Genomic DNA, 20,303 nt, shown 5'->3' on the forward strand with positions numbered 1-20,303 from the left:
GTGGCTCGTGGCCGAACTCACGGCAGGACCGGCACCTCCCGTCAGGTGATGTCGACGATGGGGAGACGGAGGGCACCGGGGGCGGCGGTGGGGACGGCGGGGTTCGCCGGGGCGACGGGTGTGAGGCGGGCGTACGGGGAGCCCTGGGCGGGGCGGGTGTCGGGCTCTCCCCGGTTGGGCCACAGCGCCATCGCGCGCTCGGCCTGTGCGGTGATGGTGAGGGAGGGGTTGACGCCCGGGTTGGCGGAGACCGCGGAGCCGTCGACGACGTGCAGCCCCGCGTAGCCGTGGACGCGGTGGTAGGGGTCGATCACCCCGGTGTCCGGCCCGGCGCCGATGGCGCAGCCGCCCAGGAAGTGGGCGGTGGCCGGGATGTCGAACAGGTCGAGCCAGGAGCCCGCGGGCACGCCGCCGACCTCCTCGGCCGCGTGCCGGACGAACTCGTGACCGGCCGGCAGCCAGGTGGGGTTGGGGTCGCCGTGGCCCCGCCGCGAGCGCAGCCCGCGGCCGAACACCCCCCTGCGCGAGGACAGGGTGATCGAGTTGTCCTTGGCCTGCATGACCAGCGCGATGATGCCGCGCTCCGACCACCGGCGGTGGTTGAACATCCTCGCGGCCCGACGCGGCGCGCGCATGGCCTCGCCGAGGAACCTGAGCCAGCGCGGGGCGCCGCCTCCGTCGACGAGCAGGGTGCGGAGCATGCCCATCGCGTTGGAACCGTCGCCGTAGCGGACCGGCTCGATGTGCGTGTGGGCGTCGGGGTGGATCGAGGAGGTGATCGCCACCCCCCGGTTGAGCTTCTCCCCCGTGACCGAGAGGCGCTCGAACCCGAGCAGCGCCTCGGAGTTGGTCCTGGTGAGGGCGCCCAGGCGGTCGGAGAGGCCGGGCAGCGCACCCGAGGACTTGAGCCGGTGCAGCAGGCTCTGGGTGCCGTACGTCCCCGCGGCGAAGATCACGTGCTCGGCGGTGAGCACCCGGCGGCGCCAGGGCGTCCCCGTCCTGCGCACCTCGACCCGGTAGCCGCCCTCGACCGGGGCGACCGAGGTGACCGTGGTCTCGGCGAAGACTTTCGCCCCCGCCCGCTCCGCGAGGTGGAGGTAGTTCTTGACCAGCGTGTTCTTGGCGTTGTGGCGGCAGCCCGTCATGCACTCGCCGCACTCGGTGCACCCCCTGCGGCGCGGCCCCGCGCCGCCGAAGTAGGGGTCGTCCACCTCGACGCCGGGGGTGCCGAAGAAGACCCCGACCGGCGCGAGGTGGAAGGTGTCGCCCACGCCCATCCGTTCGGCGACCGCGCGCACCACCTCGTCGGCCGGGGTGACGGTCGGGTTGAGCGTCACGCCCAGCATGCGCGAGGCCTGGTCGTAGTACGGGGCGAGCTCGGCCTTCCAGTCGGTGATGGACGACCACTGCGCGTCCTGGAAGAACGCGTCCGGCGGCTCGTAGAGGGTGTTGGCGTAGACCAGGGAGCCCCCGCCGACCCCGGCGCCCGCCAGGACCATCACGCCGGTGCCCTTCTCGCCCCGCAGCACGTGGATGCGCTGGATGCCCTTCAGACCCAGCGCCGGAGCCCACAGGAAGTCGCGGATCCGCCAGGAGGTCCTGGGGAGCGTGGTCTCGTCGAAGCGGCGGCCCGCCTCGAGCACGGCGACCCGGTAGCCCTTCTCCGTCAGGCGCAGCGCCGAGACGCTCCCGCCGAACCCCGATCCGATCACCAGCACGTCGTGGTCGAACACGGCGGCTCCCTTCGAACGACGACCTCCATCGACCTCAGCCGGCCCGGCGACCTTGACGGCCCTCGGCGGGCAAGGCTCCGCGTCTTCGGCGCGGCCGCCCGGGAAACCTCGTGCCCCGGACGGCCCAGGCGACTCCGCGTCCCGGGCGGCCCCGTGACGCTCACTTCAGGCGGAGCGTCTTCATGAGCTTGAAGGCGGTCGCGAGGGTGTCGGCGTACTTCTCGTACGCCATGCCGAGGACCGGTTCGAAGCCCAGCCAGGGCGCCTGGCTGGAGACGGTCTGTCCCTCGGTGTATCTCAGCAGCCCCTCGGTCCCGTGGCGGCGGCCGAGGCCCGAGGACTTCATGCCGCCCATGGGCGCGTCGTAGGAGGCGTAGGCCGAGGCGTACCCCTCGTTGATGTTGACCGTGCCCGCCCTGATCCGGGAGGCGAGCGCCCGCCCGCGCGGCACGTCGCGGGTCCAGACGGAGGCGTTGAGCCCGTACGCGGTGTCGTTGGCCCGCTCGACCGCCTCGTCGTCGTCGCCGAAGCGGTAGATCGCGACGACGGGGCCGAAGGTCTCGGCGCGGCACATCTCCATGCTCTCGTCGACGCCGGACAGGACGGTGGGCTCGTAGAACAGCGGGCCGAGGTCGGGGCGGGCCTTGCCTCCCGCGAGGAGGGTGGCGCCCTTCGCGACGGCGTCGTCCACGTGGGCGCCGACCGCCTCCAGTTGCCTCGCGGAGGAGAGCGAGCCCATCTGCACGTTCCAGTCGAGCCCCGCGCCGAGCCGCATGTTGCCGACCTGCCGGACGAACCGTTCCACGAACGCGTCGTACGCGGAGTCGTGGACGTAGAGCCGCTCGACCGAGAGGCACAGCTGTCCGGCGTTGGTGAAGCAGGCGCGCAGCGCGCCCTGGGTGGCGGCGTCGAGGTCGGCGTCGTCGAGCACGAGCATCGGGTTCTTGCCGCCGAGTTCCAGCGAGCAGCCGATCAGCCGCTTCGCCGCCTCCTCCGCGATCTTCCTGCCGGCCCGGGTCGAGCCGGTGAACGCCAGGTAGTCGGCGTCGTCGAGCAGTGCCTCGCCCACCTCCGCGGGGTCGCCGAGGACGACCTGCCAGATGTCGCGGGGCATGCCGAGGGAGACGAGCAGGTCGATCGTCCACAGCGTGGACAGCGCGGTCTGGGTGTCGGGCTTGTGGACCACGGCGTTGCCCGCGAGCAGCGCGGGGACGGCGTCGGTGACGCCGAGCGAGAGCGGGTAGTTCCACGGCGAGACCAGGGCCACCGTCCCCCGGGGCCGGCGCGCCTCGACCGTCCTGGTGGCGACGGGCAGGATTCCCGCCCGTCTCTTCGGCTCCAGCAGGCCGGGGGCCCGCCGCGCGTAGTACAGGGTGCAGCCCGCGACGTCGAGGACCTCCTCGAAGGCGTGCCTGCGGGCCTTGCCGGTCTCCCACTGGACCACGTCGAGGATCTCCTCGCGGCGGTCGAGGATGGCGTCGTGCAGGCGCAGGAACGGCTCGGCACGCTCCCGCGCGGACCTGGCCGCCCACTCCCGCTGTGCCTGTCGCGCCGAGGCGTGGGCGGCGCGGACGTCGTCGGCGGTGGAGACGGGCATCTCGGCGAGGGCCTCGCCGGTGAACGGCGCCGTGATCTCCCGCGTCCTGCCGCCGGAGGTCACGTGCCGTAGGACGCGCTCGATCATGCGGGGGTCGAGGACCCGTGTCATCTCTGCCCGTGTCATTTCAGGGGGAACGGCCATGTTCGCAGCGTAATCGTGGGAGGCGTGCCGTGACTACCGGCGAGTAGCACGGTGTTGAACCGCATGCCCTCCCGATCCGTCGTAGGGGCATGAGGACATCGATTCGTACGGCCGGCGCGGTCACCCTCGCCGCGGCCCTGCTCGCCACGGCGTGCAGCTCGACGGAGCCGAAGACCGCCGCGGGTCGTACGGCACCGGTCGAGCTGGGAAACGTCAAGCTGGTCTCCTACAGCGGCTGCGACGACATGCTGGCCGGTCTGCGCGCGGCGACGGCCGAGAACGTCGGCCCATGGGGGATCGGCGGTCCCGCCATCATGTTCGCGGAGGCGCGGTCGCTCGCCTCCGACACCGCGGCCAAGAGCGGGTCCGGCGCGCCCGAGCACTCCACCACGAACACGCACGAGGCCGGGGTCGACGAGCCCGACCTGGTGAAGACCGACGGTGAGCGGGTCGTCGTCGTGAACCGCGGCGTGCTGCGGGTGGTGGACGCCGCGACCAGGAAGGTCACCGGCACGCTCAGGCTCGTCGACGCCGAGCAGGCGTGGGCCCCGGCCGATCTGCTGGTCAGCGGTGACCGTGCGCTGGTGCTGTTCTCCGGCGGCGGGATCATCCCGTACGGCGCGACGGCCAAGCGCCCGGCGAGTCCCGGACCGCGTTACGTTCTCATCGACCTGTCGGAGAAGCCGAAGGTGATCGGTTCGCTCACCCCCGACGGCGCCCACGTGGACGCCAGGATGGTCGGCTCGACCGTACGGGTCGTGGTCCGTAGCCAGCCTCGGATCGAGTTCCCCGACCCCGGCCCCGACCTGTCGGAGAACGAGCGCACCCGGCGCAACGCGGAGATCGTCGCGAAGGCGCCGATCGAGGCGTGGCTGCCGAAGTACGAGCTGACGACCGCCGACGGCGTGACCTCGGACCGTACGGTCGACTGCGGCCAGGTCAGCCACCCCGCGGAGTACACGGGGACGTCGATGCTGACCGTGCACAGCCTCGACCTGTCGCAGGCCCTCGCCGAGACGTCCCCGATCAGCGTCGCGGCCGACGGCGACACCGTCTACGGGACGGGCTCCAGCCTGTACGTGGCGAGCAACCCGCGCTGGTGGTGGCCACGGCCGGTCGATCTGCCGATCGTCGAGGACGCTCCCGCGACCTCCGAGCCGTCCGAGCCGTCCGACTCCGCGACCGTCACCGCCGTCCCGGGGACGTCGACCGGCGCGCCCGACTCGGCACCGACCGCCGCGCCCTCCCTGACGCCGAACGCCGCGTCGACCTTGACACCCACCCCCGCCGTCACCCCGGCGTCCGTCTCGAACGCCGACCCGGCCCCGAGCCTGCTGCCCGAGCCGCCCGCCTCACCGGTCCCCGACCCCTCGGTGACCGGCACGGCCTCGCCGAGCGACCCCGCCGCACCGACCGTCGCCTCGCCCACCCCGGTGCCCGCGACGCCCGCCCCGGCCGAGCCGACCCCGCGGCAGCCTCCCGAGGAGACCGAGGTCCACCGGTTCGACATCACCGCGGCCGGAGCACCCCGCTACGTCGCCTCGGGCAAGGTCTCCGGCAGGCTGCTCAACCAGTACTCCCTGTCGGAGCACGAGGGACACCTGCGGGTCGCCACCACCTCGACGGACGGGCAGGACAGTTCAAGCGCCGTCTACGTGCTCGACGCCGACACCCTGGCCAAGACCGGCGAGGTCGGCGGGCTCGGGCGGGGCGAGCGGATCTACTCGGTCCGCTTCATCGGCCCGGTGGGCTACGTGGTGACGTTCAAGCAGGTGGATCCGCTCTACACGCTCGACCTGCGCGACCCCGCCGCGCCGAGGAAGACGGGCGAACTGAAGATCACCGGCTACTCGGCGTACCTGCACCCGGCGGGTGACGGGCGGCTGATCGGTGTGGGCCAGGAGGCGAGCGAGCAGGGCCGTACACTCGGCACCCAGGTCTCCCTGTTCGACGTGAGCGACCCGGCGAACCCGCGCCGCCTGTCGCAGATGTTCCAGAAGGACTCGGGCTCGGAGGCCGAGTGGGACCCGCACGCCTTCCTGTACTGGGCCAGGACGGGCATGGCGGTCCTCCCGCTGAGCTCGTGGGGAGGTTCCGAGCCGACCAACGGGACCGCCCTGGTCCTCAGGATCGACGACTCCGCGGTCACCAGGACCGGCACGATCAGTCACCCCAGGCCCAAGCCCGCGGAGAACACCCGCTTCGCCGCGTACGATCCCGGCATCCGCCGCTCGGTCGTGATCGGCGAGAGCCTGTGGACGGTCTCCGACCTGGGCCTCAAGGTCAGCGACATGAAGGACCTCGCCGACCAGGCGTGGATCCCCTTCTCCTGAGCCCGGCTCCCCGAGGAAATCCCGAGCCCGGCTCCCGAGGCCTCGGAACCGCGCCCCCGGCCCACCGCCGGGGGCGCGTCCTGTTATGTGCCTTGAGAGCCCCTATAACACCGATATACACACCTTTACAAGATCTTGTCAGGACACTTGAATCGGTGTTACCTCTTGCCCACCACACGTGATCCGCGTGTGCCATGGCCGACGACGGCCAGCTTTCGCAGGAGGATCGGTGTCGACCAAACCCTGGTCACGCGTTACCGTCATCGCCGCCGCCACAGCGGCGCTCTTCATTCCCCTGCCGGGGGTCGCCCAAGGCGAACCCGGTGGCCAGCCTCCCAAGCCCCACGACTTCCAGTCGGAACACAGCGCCAAGCCCGACCTGGACAACCGGCGCGGCAGCGTCGCACCCCCTGCCTCGCTCTCCAGATCCGCGACCGCGAGCACCGCGACGATCCGGTGGAACGCCCTCGGCACCCCGGCCGTCATCGCCGACTCCGCCCCCCTCGCCGAGGGCCTGGACGCCGACCCCGAGCGGGCCGCGCGGGCCTACCTCAAGGCGAACGAGAACCTCTTCGGGCTCTCCGGCGAGGCCGTGGACGCACTGGAGAAGATCGCCGCCAACCCCATCGGTGACGGGTACGCCGTACTGCTGCGGCAGAGGTTCGGCGACCTGCCCGCGGGTGTGGACGGGCAGGTCGTGATCGGGGTGAAGGGCGGCAAGGTCCTCCACGTCACCTCGACGCTCTCGCGCTCCTCCGAGGCGCCTCCCGCCGCCAGGCTCACCGAGCAGCAGGCGCTGGAGATCGCGGCCAGGGACGGCGGGATCGACCTGGCCACGGCCACCGTGAAGAAGGTCACCGCCACGGCGGTGCCCGCACCCGACGGGACGCACAACGCGTTCCAGGTCGTCCTGATCGGCGGCGGCGAGGGCGAGCCCGCCGCGTACACGACGCACGTGGACGCGGTCAGCGGCGAGATCCTCACCCGCGAGAACCTGGTGGACCACCACAGCGCGCCGGACGACCCCAGATGGAAGGCGTTCACCGCCAATCCCCCCGCCGACTACTCCTCCACCGACACCCGCGCGACGTGGTGCGCCAAGGCGGGCCCCGGCTGTGACGTGATCGGCGCCGACCCGGCCACCGGCAAGGCGTGGGACGTCGACCACGCCACGAACACCCCGACGAACACGAGCGTCGGCAACGCCGCCAAGACCGTGGAGAACCGGGCCAGCGGCGACGCGTTCTCCGTGGGCACCCGGAGCAACGTGGCCACCCCGAGCCGCGACTACGTCTACCCGTGGACGAACAAGTGGTACACCGCCAAGTGCGACCCGGCCGTCCTTGACCAGCCGGGTGAGGCCGACCTCGAAGCCGCGATGTCCAACCTGCACGTCATGCACAACCGCATGCACGACTGGTCCTACCGGCTCGGCTTCACCGAGACCGCCTGGAACATGCAGAACGACAACGGCGAGCGCGGCGGCCTCGGCGGCGACCCCGAGCAGGGCAACGCCCAGGCGGGCGCCCGGGTGCTCAGCGTGCGCGACAACGCCAACCAGATCACCGGCCCCGACGGTGTCGCCCCCATCACCAACATGTACATGTGGCAGCCGATCGCGGGCTCGTTCTACTCGCCCTGCGTGGACGGCGACTACGACATGTCGGTGATCGGGCACGAGTACACCCACGCGATCTCCGGTCGCATGATCGCCGGTCCGAACGCCGGGTGGAGCGGCGCCCAGGCCGGGGCGATGAACGAGAGCACCTCCGACCTGTTCGCGATGGAGTACCTCTCCGAGTACGGCTACCGTCCCGCGGGCGACACCCCCTACGTCACCGGCGGCTACGTCACCGGCGACAAGAAGGCGGGCATCCGCAACTACGACATGTCCAGGTCCCCGCTGAACTACAGCGACATCGCGTACGACATCGTCGGCCAGCAGGTGCACGCCGACGGTGAGATCTGGTCGGCGACCCAGTACGGCGTGCGCAAGGCCTTCGTCCAGAAGTACGGCGAAGGCACCCCCGCCAAGCAGAAGGCGTGCGCCGAGGGCACGACCCCGCTCGGGCAGTGCCCGGGCAACCGCCGCTGGGCGCAGGTCTCCTTCGACGCGCTGCTGCTGATGGCCTCCGGCTCGGTCAGCTACGTCGACCACCGCGACGCGATGCTCGCGGCCGACGTGATCCGCTTCGGCGGCGCGAACCAGGCCATCATGTGGCGCGCGTTCGCCGAGCACGGCCTCGGCCAGGGCGCGGCGAGCGCGGGGAGCAACGACCCCGACCCGACGCCGAGCTTCGTCGACCCGGTCGGCAAGAACGGCAGGATCCAGCTCAAGCCGTTGCTTGAGGCGAAGGACGCGGCGCTCCGGCTGTACGTCGGCGACTACGAGGGCCGCGTGGTGCCGGTGGCCGACACCGATCCGGCGACCGAACTCGGCGACACCGTCGAGATGACCCCGGGGATCTACGACTTCGTGGTCGTGGGCAACGGGTTCGGGCACACCCGGGTGAAGTTCGCGGTGCTGCCCGGCGTGAAGCTGCCGCTGCCGCTCGCGCTGCCGAAGAACCTCGCCTCGGCGGCGCTGGGCGCGACCGCGACCGGTGACGGCGTCAACCAGGCCAAGCTGATCGACGAGACGGAGGCGACGAACTGGGCCTCGCTCACCGCTCCGGTCAAGGGCAGGTCCGTCACCGTGGACCTGGCCGGCACCAAGCCGGAGAAGATCCGCCGCGTGCAGGTCAGCGCCATGCTCAGGCCGCCCGCGCCGAGCGACCCGGCCGACCCCGGCACCCAGAACCGCTTCAGCGCCCTGCGCGCCTTCGAGGTCCTGGCCTGCGACGCCACCAAGAAGGACTGCTCGTCACCCGCGTCCTTCTCGGTCGTCTACACCAGCCCGTCCAACGCCTTCGAGACGCGCAGGCCGCGTCCTCGCGGTGCCGACCTGCTCATCGAGTCCTTCAAGATCCCCACGACCACCGCGACCCACCTCACCCTGCGAGCCGTCTCCACCCAGTGCACCGGCAACCCCGTCTACGCCGGTGAACAGGACGCCGACCCCAACTCCGCCACCGACTGCGCCACGGCGAGCCCCGCCAGGGACCACCTGCGCGCGGCCGAGTTCCAGGCCTTCACCCGCTAGTCCCGCTCCCGGAGTCCCCGGGGCCCGAGCTTCTCGGGCCCCGGGGACCTCCCGGTTTCCGGGTGCCGGTGCCGCGATCTCCCGGTTCGAGGTCCTCCGCCGCGAGGGCCGGTTGCGGAGCCCTCCGGTTCGAGAACCTCCGTCGAGGAGGTCCGCTTCCCGATTTCCCCGAGGCTAGACGGGGTCCGTCTCGGGAACGGCGACCGGCACGATCTCCGGGGCGCCGAGGCGGATGGCGTCGGCCTCGTGGTCGGTGTCCTGCTCCTGGGACAGCCGTTCCGACTCGACGCGCTTGGTGTAGTACTCCACCTCGCGCTTGATCTGCTCGGCGTCCCAGCCCAGTGGCCCGGCGAGCAGCTGGGCCGCCTCCTGGACCACGCCCACCCCTCGGTGGAAGGTCTCGATCGAGATGTGCGTACGCCGGGTCAGCACGTCGTTCACGTGCCGGGCACCCTCGTGGGTCGCCGCGTAGACCACCTCCGCCCGCAGGTAGTCGTCGGCCCCGGTGAGCGGCTTGCCCAGCGACGGGTCCTGCTCGACCAGCGCCAGGACCTCGTCGATCATCGACCCGTACCGCTGGAGCAGGTGCTCGATCCTGGCCACGTGCAGCCCGGAGGACTGGGCGAGCCGCTGCCGGGAGTTCCACAGCGCCTGGTAGCCCTCGGCCCCGGCCAGCGGGACGCGATCGGTGCAGGAGGGCGGGACCCGCTGGTCCAGGCCGTGTGCCACGGCGTCGACCGCATCCTTTGCCATAACACGATATGTCGTGTATTTTCCGCCGGCCACCATCACCAGCCCCGGCACGGGGTGGGCCACCACGTGCTCGCGGGAGAGCTGGGACGTCTCCTCCGACTCCCCCGACAGCAGCGGGCGCAGCCCCGCGTAGACACCCTCGACGTCCTCACGGGTGAGCGGGACCGAGAGCATCTCGTTCACGTGGTCGAGGACGTAGTCGATGTCGGAGCGCGACGCCGCCGGGTGTGCCCGGTCCAGCTCCCATCGGGTGTCGGTGGTGCCGATGATCCAGTGCCGGCCCCAGGGAATGACGAACAGCACCGACTTCTCGGTGCGCAGGATGATCCCGGTGAGGGAGTGGATCCGGTCGCGCGGCACCACCAGGTGAATGCCCTTGGAGGCCCTCACGTGGATCTGCCCGCGCCCGCCGACCATCTCCTGGATGTCGTCGGTCCACACCCCGGTGGCGTTCACCACCTGCCGGGCCCGCACCTCGAACTCCTTGCCGCCCTCCAGGTCACGCACCCGGACCCCGGTGACCCGCTCCCCCTCGCGCAGGAAACCCACCACCTGCGCCCGCGAGGCGACGTTCGCCCCGTACATCGCCGCCGTCCGCAGCGTGGTCATCACATGGCGGGCGTCGTCGACCTGGGCGTCCCAGTACTGCACCGCACCCGAGAACGCCGTCTTGCGCAGCGCGGGCGCGAGCCGCAACGCCCTCGTACGCGACAGGTGCCTGTGGCCCGGTACGCCCCTCGCGAGCCCGGTGGAGAAGCCCATCGTGTCGTACAGCACCAGACCCGCGCCGACATAGGGCCGCTCCCAGCCGTAATGCGTCAGCGGGAACAAGAACGGCACCGGCCTGACCAGGTGAGGGGCGATCCGCTGCAGCAGCAGGGCCCGTTCCTGGAGCGCCTCCCTCACCAACTCGAAATTGAGCTGTTCCAGATAGCGCAGACCGCCGTGGATCAGCTTGGACGACCTGGAGGAGGTGCCGGAGGCGAAGTCGCGCGCCTCCAGCAGCCCGACGGACAACCCCCTGGTCACCGCGTCCAGAGCGACCCCCGCTCCGACGACCCCGCCTCCGATCACCACCACGTCGAGTTCTTCGGCGCCCATCTGCGCCAGTGCGGCGGACCGCTCGGCAGGACCAAGTCGTCCGGTGCCCATTCGCGCCGTCATTGTGCGACCCCCTGGGGTGCGTCTTGTCGCCTTACGTGAGGTATCTACCCATCTACCCTAGGCATTACTACTGACCGGTAGGGAAGGCGGGCAGCACTCAGGCCGTACCCTATGAACATCAAGAAACCAAGTTCTCGGCAGTATTTCACCAACAACTCACCGGAAAGCGGACGCGCCCGGTATATCACCGGTCACCTGAGGACGGCGCACCGGCCATCCGAAGTCGAGCGCGAGCACCACGTCGCTTCATAGGGAGAAGATCCCTGCCCCCGTGGTCCCGACGGCCGTGCCGGGAGCCGGTTCTCCCGGGGACCCGCAAGGATGGGCAGCATGAGCATCACACTCGCCGACGCCCGCGTCGTGACCCCCGAAGGTGTCCACGAAGGCTGGCTCACCATCGAAGACGGCCGCATCACCCACGTGGGCCAGGGCTCGGCCCCCGGCGCCGGGCTCGGTCTCGGCGGCCGGTACGTCGTGCCCGGTTTCGTCGACATCCACAACCACGGCGGGGCGGGCGCTTCCTTCCCCACCGGGGACCCCGACCAGGCGAGCCTCGCCGTCGACCTGCACGCCCGTCACGGCACCACCACGCTCATGGCCAGCCTGGTCACCGCCTCCACGGACGATCTGGCCAGGGCCGCCGCCTCCCTCGCCGACCTGTGCGAGGACGGCCTGCTCGCCGGTATCCACTTCGAGGGCCCCTACATCTCCACCGCCCGCTGCGGTGCGCACAACCCGGCCCTGCTGCGGGACCCCTCACCGGCGGAGCTCGCCGGGTTGCTCAAGGCCGGACGCGGCCACGTACGGATGATCACCATCGCCGCCGAACTGCCCGGCGCGCTGGAGACCGTACGGGAGGCGACGGCCAACGGGGTGATCGCGGCCCTCGGCCACAGCGACGCCACCTACGAGCAGACGATCTCGGGCATCGAGGCGGGCGGCAGCGTCGCGACCCACCTCTACAACGCGATGCCGCCGCTGCACCACCGCGATCCCGGGCCGATCGCCGCGCTGCTCCAGGACGAGCGCGTCACGGTGGAGCTGATCAACGACGGCGTGCACCTGCACCCGGCCATGACGCGCCTCGCCTTCGAGGTCGCGGGGCCCGGCAGGACCGCGCTGATCACCGACGCCATGGCGGCGGCGGGCATGGGCGACGGCGTCTACGAGCTCGGCCCGATGACGGTGAACGTGGTGAACGGTGAGGCCAGGCTCGCCGGGAGCGGCACCATCGCGGGCAGCACCCTCACCATGGACGTCGCGTTCCGCCGCGCCGTGCGCGAGGTGGGCCTGTCCCTGGCCGAGGCGTCCGAGATCGCCTCCCTCACCCCCGCGAGGGTTCTGGGACTCGCCGACCAGCTGGGATCCGTCTCGGTCGGCAAGCGGGCCGACCTGGTGGTGCTCACCGACGACCTGGAGGTCTCCGGCGTCATGCGCGGGGGCACCTGGATCACCGAGCCCCGCTGACCCGGCGGATCAGAGCCGCATCAGGACCGGACCAGGGCCGGTCCCGGCGGATGCCGACCAGGCCGGGTTCCAGCGACCCGGCCATCGGGTGCACGGCGTGGTGGGCGTTGGGGGAGAGCTCACCGAGATCACGCTCCCCGGCCCCGGCGCCGTGCCGGGCGAACCGCCGGACCACACCGGGAGGGCCTGCCGCGCGAAACCCCCCCTGCCTCGATCGACCTCACGGGGGCCGGCGTGAGGTCCGGCCCCGCCCTCGCGAGAAGGTCAGCCCTGCGGAGCGACGACGACCTCGACCCGCTGGAACTCCTTGAGGTCGGAGTATCCGGCGGTGGCCATCGTGCGCCTGAGCGCGCCCATCAGGTTCATCGAGCCGTCGGCGACCGAGGAGGGGCCGTGCAGGATCTGCTCCAGCGTGCCGACCGTGCCGAACTCGACCCGCTTGCCCCTGGGCAGCTCGGGGTGCTGCGCCTCGGACCCCCAGTGGAAGCCCTTGCCGGGAGCCTCGACGGCCCTCGCCAGCGGCGAGCCGACCATGACCGCGTCCGCGCCCACGGCGATCGCCTTGGCGATGTCGCCGGAGGTGCCCATGCCGCCGTCGGCGATGACGTGGACGTAACGGCCACCGGACTCGTCCATGTAGTCGCGGCGGGCGGCGGCGACGTCGGAGATCGCGGTGGCCATCGGCACCACCACGCCCAGCACCGTACGGGTGGTGTGCGAGGCGCCGCCGCCGAAGCCGACGAGCACCCCGGCCGCGCCGGTCCGCATCAGGTGCAGCGCCGCGGTGTAGGTGGCACACCCCCCGACGACGACGGGCACGTCGAGCTCGTAGATGAACTGCTTGAGGTTGAGCGGCTCGGCCCTGCCGGAGACGTGCTCGGCCGAGACCGTGGTGCCGCGGATCACGAAGATGTCCACGCCCGCGTCGATGACGGCCTTGTGGTACTGGACCGTGCGCTGCGGGGACAGCCGGACGGCCGTCGCCACCCCGGCGGCGCGGATCTCCTCGATGCGGCGGCCGATCAGCTCCTCCTTGATCGGCGCGTCGTAGATCTCCTGCAGCCGCTTCGTGGCGGGCGCGCCCTTGAGCTCGGCCACCTCTTCCAGCAGAGGCGTCGGGTCGTCGTACCTGGTCCACAGCCCTTCGAGGTCGAGCACGGCGAGACCGCCGAGCCTGCCGACCTCGATGGCGGTCTTCGGTGAGACCACGCTGTCCATCGGGCTCACCACGACGGGCAGCTCGAAGCGGTAGGCGTCGATCTGCCAGGCGATCGAGACCTCCTCCGGGTCGCGGGTGCGACGGGAGGGAACGATGCCGATCTCGTCGAGCGCGTAGGCACGACGGCCGTTCTTGCCGCGGCCGATCTCTACCTGAGTCATATGCCTGTCTTTCCCGTTCCGTGCGCACAGCGCACGCCGTGTTCCATGCGTGCGCCCGGCACGCCGTGTTCCGTGCGCGCACAGCGCACGCTGTGTTCCCTGCGTGCGCCCGACACGCCGTTCCCTGCGGTACGGCCGTACGCGCGGCGTCTCGCGCGTGCGGGGCGCACGTCACGTTCTCCCGTGTGAGCGGCGCGCGCCGCTCTAGCGACCGTGGTAGTTGGGAGCCTCGACCGTCATCTGGATGTCGTGCGGGTGGCTCTCCTTGAGACCCGCCGCCGTGATCGGCATCAGCTCGCACCGCTCGTGCATCTCGGCGACCGTACGGCACCCGGAGTACCACATGCCCTGGCGCAGGCCCCCGATGAGCTGGTGGGCCACCGCGGCGACCGGGCCGCGGTAGGGGACCTGCCCCTCGATGCCCTCGGGGATGAACTTGTCCTCGTGGCCGACGTCGCCCTGCGCGTAGCGGTCCTTGCTGAAGGAGGCGCCGCCGCGCTCGCGGTTGCGGACCGCGCCGAGCGAGCCCATCCCCCGGTACGACTTGAACTGCTTGCCGTTGATGAAGATCAGCTCACCCGGGGACTCCTCGCAACCCGCCAGGAGCGAGCCGAGCATGACCGTGTCGGCTCCGGCCGCGATGGCCTTGACGATGTCGCCCGAGTACTGCAGGCCGCCGTCGCCGATCACCGGAACCCCGGCGGGACCCGCGGCCAGCGAGGCCTCGTGGATCGCCGTCACCTGCGGGGCGCCGACACCGGCGACCACGCGGGTGGTGCAGATGGAGCCCGGCCCGACGCCGACCTTGACCGCGTCGACCCCGGCGTCGACGAGCATCTGGGCGCCCGCGCGGGTGGCGATGTTGCCACCGATCACGTCGACCCGGCTGTTGGACTTGATCTTGGCGATCATGTCGGCGAGGCCCTTGGAGTGACCGTGCGCGACGTCCACCACGATCACGTCGACCCCGGCCTCGATCAGCGCCATCGCCCGCTTCTCCGCGTCGCCCCCGACGCCGACGGCCGCCCCCACGACGAGCCGGCCGTCGGCGTCCTTGGTGGCGAGGGGATACTGCTCGCTCTTGGTGAAGTCCTTGACGGTGATGAGCCCGCGCAGCCGCCCTCCGGCGTCGACCAGCGGGAGCTTCTCGATCTTGTTCTGCTTGAGCAGGTCGAACGCGTCGTCGGTGGAGACCCCGACCGGCGCGGTGACCAGCGGCATCGGGGTCATGACCTCGCGTACCGGACGGTTCTCGTCGGTCTCGAAGCGCATGTCGCGGTTGGTGACGATGCCGACGAGCACACCGGTCTCGTCGGTCACCGGGACACCGGAGATCCGGTACGTCGCGCACAGGCGCTCGACGTCGGCCAGCGTGTCGTCCGGGGAGCAGGTGACCGGGTTGGTGACCATCCCGGCCTCTGAGCGCTTGACGAGGTCGGCCTGCTGGGCCTGGTCCTCGATCGACAGGTTGCGGTGCAGGACGCCGATGCCGCCCTGGCGTGCCATCGCCACCGCCATGCGGGCCTCGGTCACCGTGTCCATCGCCGCCGAGACCAGCGGGATCCGCAGGGTGATGCCCCGAGACAGCCGCGTGGTGGTGTCGGCCTGCCCCGGCTGCAGGTCCGAATACGCGGGAACGAGGAGCACGTCGTCGAACGTGAACCCCGGCTCGGTGAACTTGGCCATCTGCAATCCTCCTGCCGCGGCGCTCTCATGACGGGGAAAGGCGCCGACCCCCGGGTCACAGTTTAGAGTCTGGCGCCAAACCCGGTGGACCCGGGGGAAAAAGGCGAGACAGGTGGACCGCGGAGAGAAGAGGGGTCCGGGGGGCCCGGGGGAAAGACGGGCCCCCCAGGTAAAACGGGGAGGAAAGGGAAAGCGAGGGGCCGAGCGGTCGGTGATCCGCTCGGTCCCCCGGATCACCGGCGTCGGCGCGGGGACGCCTTGACACCACCCGAACCCCCCTCCACATCCGGATGGCGGTGTGATCCGCGCCTTTGCCGACGCTGCGTCAAGGGTGCGTCACGATGCGTTCGCCACGCAATGTCCGAACGTGCAATTGCACGAAGCTGCACACGAGGGCATGCGAGTAGAAGCAACGCCCGGACAGGGATGATTCGCCGGGTTATCCTCGCCAGACCTCGTGTACCTGCAGGAGTCCCTCACCGATGCGCACAGACACCCCCGCACTGCCCGATCCGCTGGAAACCCTGGGGCTCACCCCCGCCCAGACGACCCTTTACAACGCGGTCCTGCGCCTGCACCGCGCCACCTGCGCCGAACTCGCCCAGGCCACCAACGGCTCGCCCGAGCCGATCGGCCGCGAACTGGCCACCCTGGTACGGCTGGGAGTCGTCGACGAGCAGGGGGGTGAGTACCTCGCCCGTCACCCGGCCGCGGCCCTCGGCCACCTGGTCGCGGAGAGGCTGGACCGGCTCGCCGCCGAGAGTCGCAGGATCGACACCGTGCTCGGCTCGATCCGCGGCTTCATCCACCAGTACGACGCCGGGCGCGACTACCAGACCGGCCAGTTCTCCGTGGACCTGGTCGGAGGGGCGGACGAGCTATACGAGAGCGTGATCGGCATGGCGGTCCAGGCCCCGCCGCTGAAGCTGATGTCGGGCATCCCCGACAGACGGACGATGAGCGACTTCGCGCACCGCTACGCCGACCAGTGGATCGCGGCCCAGCGCGACGGCCTGCTCTCCTGCCGGGTCACCATCCCGGTGCACACCCTGGAGATCCCCGGCCTGCGCGACAAACTGGACCAGTTCGAGCGGGCGGGGGCCGAGGTCCGCACCCTCGACACGGTGCCGAGCTGGTTCCTCATCGCGGGGGACGACGCCGCGGGCATGCCCGCCCAGTGGGGCGGCACGCTGCCCGAGAACGCCTACAACTTCCACCTGGTGAGGGCTCCCGTCGTGGTGGCCGCGCTGCGCTCGCTCTTCGAGGAGCTGTGGGCCCGCGCCGCCCGCCTGCCCTGGACCCACCGCGACGACGGGGTGGTCCGGGTGCTGCGACTGGCCGGCCAGGGCGTCACCGACGAGATGATCGCCCGGCAGCTGGGCGTCTCGGTCCGCACGGTGCGTGCCAGGTTCGCCGACGCCATGGCCGAACTGGGGGCGCAGTCGCGGTTCCAGGCGGGGGTGGAGGCCGCCCGGCGCGGCTGGCTCACCTAGGCTTCCCCGGGGCTTCCCCGGGGCTCACCCGGGCCTCCCGGCACGGCCGCCGCCCTCGGGCTCCCCCGAGGTCTCCCCTGCCACCTGGACCTTCGCCCCCCACCGCCGGGAACCCTCGGCATCTCCAAGTTGCCCGCACTGTCCTAAAGCGTCCCACTCATACAGTTCGGAACTCGTCTGTCACATCCAGGCCATAAGGTGGGATCGTGCTCGACGATGTCCCTCGCGACCCATTCGCGGATGACCCCGACGACCCGGCGGCGGCGCTGGGCGATGCCGACGATCCCGAGCCCTTGACGACGGACGAGCGCGACGAGGCCATGACCGACCTCGCCGACGTGGAGGTCTTCCGCTCGCTGCTGGAGCCTCAGGGCGTGCTCGGCCTGGTGCTCGACTGTCCGGAATGTGGAGAGCAGCACTACTTCGACTGGGAGCTGCTGCGCGGCAACCTGCGCCAGATGATCGAGAACGGCCAGCCCCAGGTGCACGAGCCCGCCTACCAGCCCAACCCCACCGACTACGTGAGCTGGGAATACGCCCGTGGTTACGTGGACGGTGTGATCGACACCGAAGAACACCGCTGATCCACGTCGTCGACCAGGGCCGCCAGCAGCGCGACCGCGACGTCCGAGGTGGAGACGGGCGTCCTGCCCGAGAGGGCCTCCACGAGCTCGTCGGTCTCGGCTACCGCCGGGTCCTCGTCCGGCCCGTATCTACGAACCGGACGGCGCGGGTGAACCGTTGTCATGATCGTTCTCGCTCCGGGTCGTCGCGATCCCCGTCCCGCGGCTCGGGCCTGCGCTCGCGCCCCCTCTTCGACGGCTCCGCGGTCAAGCTATCGACTCCAGCTCCGCCATCGCCCGCAACCGGGCGAGCGCCCTGTGCTGGGCCACACGAACCGCACCTGGTGACATGCCGAGTACATTACCGGTCTCCTCGGCGGAAAGACCCGACACCACTCGGAGCATGAGCAGCTCGCGTTGGTTGTCGGGCAGCCTGGACAGCAGCCGGCGGGCGTGTTCGGCCTCGATGTAACGCACCACCGTCTCCTCGGGCCCCGGCCCCTCGTCGGGCCCGTCAGGAAGATCCTGGGTGGGCACGGCGGATCGCACGGAGCTGCGCAGCGCGTCGGCCACCTTGTGAGACGCGATACCGAAGACGAAGGACGCGAACGGGCGTCCCATGTCCCGGTATCGGGGCAGCGCGGACAGCACCGCTATGCATACTTCCTGGGCCACGTCGTCCGCGATGTGATACTGGCCGGAAACCCGGCCCAGACGACCACGGCAATATCGGACGACCATCGGCCGCAGTTGCGCGATCAGAGATTCGATCGCGGTGCGATCCCCCTGAACGGCGAGGCTTGTCAGATCCTTGAGATCATCCCTGTGGGCGACCCCATCAGACCTCGTCGCAAGCCTCACCCCATTTTTGGCGTCGGCGACGCATCCCTCGGTCACGTTAGGCATGATGCCCGCCCCGATAGTGACTGTCGTCATCGCAAACGGCTACGGATTGGTCACATTGAGGCGGAGTAACGGGGCGTAATCAAACAGCGACGACAACGACTACAGAATGTGCAAATATTTCATTCGATTGCCAAATACGTCGTCTATTCGCTAGAACCGCGTTTGGTCTTCCGTCCGACATGACGCTTGAGATCGTTTTCGGTTTACCGCGAAACGCGAACGGCTCGCGCCTCCTGCGAGACGCGAGCCGTTCGGAACCGCTTCGGAACCGCTGAGGAATCAGTGGCCGTGGCCGTGGCCGTGACCCTGGCCGGCGGCCGGGGCCTCCTCCTCGGGCTTGTCCACCACGAGGGCCTCGGTCGTCAGCAGCATGCCGGCGATGGAGGCGGCGTTCTGGACGGCCGAGCGGGTGACCTTGACCGGGTCGATGACGCCCTGGGCGATCAGGTCGCCGTACTCGCCGGTGGCGGCGTTGAAGCCCTGGCCGACGGACAGCTCGGTGACCTTCGCCGTCACGACGTAGCCCTCAAGGCCGGCGTTCTCCGCGATCCAGCGGGCCGGCTCGACGAGGGCCTTGCGGACGATGGAGACACCGGTCGCCTCGTCACCGGTCAGGCCCAGGTCGTCGAGGACCTTGGAGACGTGGATGAGCGCGGAGCCACCGCCGGAGACGATGCCCTCCTCGATCGCCGCACGCGTCGCCGAGATGGCGTCCTCCAGGCGGTGCTTCTTCTCCTTCAGCTCCACCTCGGTGGCCGCGCCGACCTTGAGCACGCAGACACCGCCGGAGAGCTTGGCGAGACGCTCCTGGAGCTTCTCGCGGTCCCAGTCGGAGTCGGACTGCTCGATGGCGAGCTTGATCTCCTTGACGCGGTCGGCGATCGCCGCGGCCTCACCGGCACCGTCGACGACGGTGGTGGAGTCCTTGGTGATGACGACGCGCCGGGCGGTGCCCAGCACCTCCAGGCCGACGTGCTCCAGCTTGAGGCCGATCTCCTCGCTCACGACCTGGCCACCGGTGAGGATGGCGATGTCCTGCAGCATGGCCTTGCGGCGGTCACCGAAGCCCGGCGCCTTGACGGCGACGGAGGTGAAGGTGCCACGGATCTTGTTCGTGACGAGGACCGCGAGGGCCTCGCCCTCGACGTCCTCGGCGATGACCAGCAGGGCCTTCTTCGTCTGCGCGATCTTCTCGAGCAGCGGCAGGAAGTCGGCGACAGAGGCGATCTTGCCCTGGGTGATCAGGATGTAGGGGTCCTCCAGGATCGCCTCCATGCGCTCCTGGTCGGTCACCATGTAGGGCGACAGGTAACCCTTGTCGAACTGGAGACCCTCGGTGAACTCGAGCTCCAGGCCCATGCTGTTGGACTCTTCGACGGTGATGACACCGTCCTTGCCCACCTTGTCGAACGCCTCGGCGATCAGCTCACCGATCTTGGCGTCCTGCGCGGAGATCGTCGCCACATTCGCGATCTCCTTCTTGTCCTCGACCGGGCGGGCCGACTCGATCAGCCGGTCGCTCACGGTCCTGGCCGCGATGTCGATGCCGCGCTTGAGGGAGAGCGGCTGCGCTCCGGCGGCCACGTTGCGCAGACCCTCGCGGACCATGGCCTGGGCCAGGACCGTCGCGGTGGTGGTGCCGTCACCGGCGACGTCGTTGGTCTTGGTCGCCACTTCCTTGGCCAGCTGGGCGCCCAGGTTCTCGTACGGCGTCTCCAGCTCGACCTCGCGGGCGATGGTGACACCGTCGTTGGTGATGGTGGGCGCACCGAACTTCTTGTCGATGACGACGTTGCGGCCGCGCGGGCCCAGCGTCACCTTGACCGCGTCCGCGAGAGCGTTCACGCCGCGCTCGAGAGCTCGGCGCGCGTCCTCCTCGAACGACAGGGTCTTCGGCATGACAATCCTCTCTATAAGTACGTCGGCGCATCAAAGCCCCGGG

General features: G+C 70.6%; 14 protein-coding genes. 5 read left to right on the top strand and 9 right to left on the bottom strand.

What is annotated here, in order from left to right; all coding sequences use genetic code 11:
- Positions 1–41 precede the first annotated feature (41 nt).
- Together AB0B90_RS01775 and AB0B90_RS01780 are read right to left on the bottom strand one after the other, a co-directional pair.
- Positions 42–1,733 (bottom strand): GMC family oxidoreductase, encoded by a 1,692-nt coding sequence (locus tag AB0B90_RS01775; protein ID WP_362920263.1) that lies wholly within the window; start codon positions 1,731–1,733, stop codon positions 42–44.
- A 160-nt stretch (positions 1,734–1,893) separates the two neighbouring features.
- Positions 1,894–3,441 carry a succinic semialdehyde dehydrogenase gene (locus AB0B90_RS01780; protein WP_362920265.1) on the bottom strand — a complete coding sequence of 516 codons (1,548 nt, stop codon included), beginning with the start codon at positions 3,439–3,441 and terminating at the stop codon, positions 1,894–1,896.
- Between the two features lie 122 nt (positions 3,442–3,563).
- On the opposite strand from AB0B90_RS01780, the gene AB0B90_RS01785 reads away from it, so the two are divergent.
- Positions 3,564–5,807, top strand: a complete 2,244-nt coding sequence (locus AB0B90_RS01785; RefSeq protein WP_362920267.1) for a beta-propeller domain-containing protein — start codon at positions 3,564–3,566, stop codon at positions 5,805–5,807.
- 229 nt (positions 5,808–6,036) lie between these two features.
- Complete coding sequence (locus AB0B90_RS01790; protein ID WP_362920269.1) at positions 6,037–8,949, top strand: M36 family metallopeptidase; 2,913 nt, start codon at positions 6,037–6,039, stop codon at positions 8,947–8,949.
- A gap of 174 nt (positions 8,950–9,123) precedes the next feature.
- On the opposite strand, the gene AB0B90_RS01795 is transcribed toward AB0B90_RS01790, so the two are convergent.
- Positions 9,124–10,866 (bottom strand): glycerol-3-phosphate dehydrogenase/oxidase, encoded by a 1,743-nt coding sequence (locus AB0B90_RS01795; RefSeq protein ID WP_350943351.1) that lies wholly within the window; start codon positions 10,864–10,866, stop codon positions 9,124–9,126.
- A 330-nt stretch (positions 10,867–11,196) separates the two neighbouring features.
- Between AB0B90_RS01795 and nagA the strand changes: the two genes are divergently transcribed.
- Complete coding sequence (gene nagA, locus AB0B90_RS01800; RefSeq protein ID WP_362920271.1) at positions 11,197–12,333, top strand: N-acetylglucosamine-6-phosphate deacetylase; 1,137 nt, start codon at positions 11,197–11,199, stop codon at positions 12,331–12,333.
- Here nagA and AB0B90_RS01805 read toward each other — a convergent pair.
- The 3 genes from AB0B90_RS01805 to guaB all read right to left on the bottom strand — a co-directional run bounded on the left by AB0B90_RS01805 (position 12,317) and on the right by guaB (position 15,399).
- Entirely contained in the window at positions 12,317–12,508 is a 192-nt protein-coding gene (locus AB0B90_RS01805; RefSeq protein ID WP_362920273.1) for a hypothetical protein, read from the bottom strand. The genes nagA and AB0B90_RS01805 overlap by 17 nt on opposite strands.
- 89 nt (positions 12,509–12,597) lie before the next feature.
- On the bottom strand, positions 12,598–13,713 hold the full coding sequence (locus AB0B90_RS01810; protein WP_350943346.1) for a GuaB3 family IMP dehydrogenase-related protein: 1,116 nt from the start codon (positions 13,711–13,713) through the stop codon (positions 12,598–12,600).
- A gap of 204 nt (positions 13,714–13,917) precedes the next feature.
- Positions 13,918–15,399, bottom strand: coding sequence for an IMP dehydrogenase (gene guaB, locus AB0B90_RS01815; protein ID WP_350943344.1), 1,482 nt, complete (start codon positions 15,397–15,399; stop codon positions 13,918–13,920).
- 482 nt (positions 15,400–15,881) lie between these two features.
- On the opposite strand from guaB, the gene AB0B90_RS01820 reads away from it, so the two are divergent.
- A complete protein-coding gene (locus tag AB0B90_RS01820; protein ID WP_350943343.1) occupies positions 15,882–16,892 on the top strand; it encodes a helix-turn-helix transcriptional regulator in 1,011 nt (336 codons plus the stop codon).
- 206 nt (positions 16,893–17,098) lie between these two features.
- On the top strand, positions 17,099–17,476 hold the full coding sequence (locus tag AB0B90_RS01825) for a DUF5319 family protein (protein WP_350943341.1): 378 nt from the start codon (positions 17,099–17,101) through the stop codon (positions 17,474–17,476).
- Here AB0B90_RS01825 and AB0B90_RS01830 read toward each other — a convergent pair.
- From AB0B90_RS01830 to groL, 3 genes are all read right to left on the bottom strand, one after another.
- The gene (locus tag AB0B90_RS01830) at positions 17,437–17,640 is read right to left on the bottom strand and encodes a hypothetical protein (RefSeq protein WP_350943339.1); all 204 of its coding nucleotides are present in this window, start codon (positions 17,638–17,640) and stop codon (positions 17,437–17,439) included. The genes AB0B90_RS01825 and AB0B90_RS01830 overlap by 40 nt on opposite strands.
- An 82-nt stretch (positions 17,641–17,722) precedes the next feature.
- On the bottom strand, positions 17,723–18,391 hold the full coding sequence (locus AB0B90_RS01835) for a sigma-70 family RNA polymerase sigma factor (protein WP_344913643.1): 669 nt from the start codon (positions 18,389–18,391) through the stop codon (positions 17,723–17,725).
- A 249-nt stretch (positions 18,392–18,640) separates the two neighbouring features.
- Positions 18,641–20,260 carry a chaperonin GroEL gene (gene groL, locus AB0B90_RS01840; protein ID WP_350943337.1) on the bottom strand — a complete coding sequence of 540 codons (1,620 nt, stop codon included), beginning with the start codon at positions 20,258–20,260 and terminating at the stop codon, positions 18,641–18,643.
- Positions 20,261–20,303 lie beyond the last annotated feature (43 nt).

The organism is Streptosporangium sp. NPDC049078, from assembly GCF_040648855.1.
Lineage (GTDB): Bacteria > Actinomycetota > Actinomycetes > Streptosporangiales > Streptosporangiaceae > Streptosporangium.

What these genes read in the sequence shown, in the direction of transcription:
- AB0B90_RS01780 (WP_362920265.1), bottom strand. Translation starts at nt 3,441, where the DNA reads ATGACACGGGTCCTCGACCCCCGCATGATCGAGCGCGTCCTACGGCAC.
- AB0B90_RS01785 (WP_362920267.1), top strand. Translation starts at nt 3,564, where the DNA reads ATGAGGACATCGATTCGTACGGCCGGCGCGGTCACCCTCGCCGCGGCC.
- AB0B90_RS01795 (WP_350943351.1), bottom strand. Translation starts at nt 10,866, where the DNA reads ATGACGGCGCGAATGGGCACCGGACGACTTGGTCCTGCCGAGCGGTCC.
- nagA (WP_362920271.1), top strand. Translation starts at nt 11,197, where the DNA reads ATGAGCATCACACTCGCCGACGCCCGCGTCGTGACCCCCGAAGGTGTC.
- AB0B90_RS01810 (WP_350943346.1), bottom strand. Translation starts at nt 13,713, where the DNA reads ATGACTCAGGTAGAGATCGGCCGCGGCAAGAACGGCCGTCGTGCCTAC.
- guaB (WP_350943344.1), bottom strand. Translation starts at nt 15,399, where the DNA reads ATGGCCAAGTTCACCGAGCCGGGGTTCACGTTCGACGACGTGCTCCTC.
- AB0B90_RS01820 (WP_350943343.1), top strand. Translation starts at nt 15,882, where the DNA reads ATGCGCACAGACACCCCCGCACTGCCCGATCCGCTGGAAACCCTGGGG.
- AB0B90_RS01830 (WP_350943339.1), bottom strand. Translation starts at nt 17,640, where the DNA reads ATGACAACGGTTCACCCGCGCCGTCCGGTTCGTAGATACGGGCCGGAC.
- AB0B90_RS01835 (WP_344913643.1), bottom strand. Translation starts at nt 18,391, where the DNA reads ATGACGACAGTCACTATCGGGGCGGGCATCATGCCTAACGTGACCGAG.
- groL (WP_350943337.1), bottom strand. Translation starts at nt 20,260, where the DNA reads ATGCCGAAGACCCTGTCGTTCGAGGAGGACGCGCGCCGAGCTCTCGAG.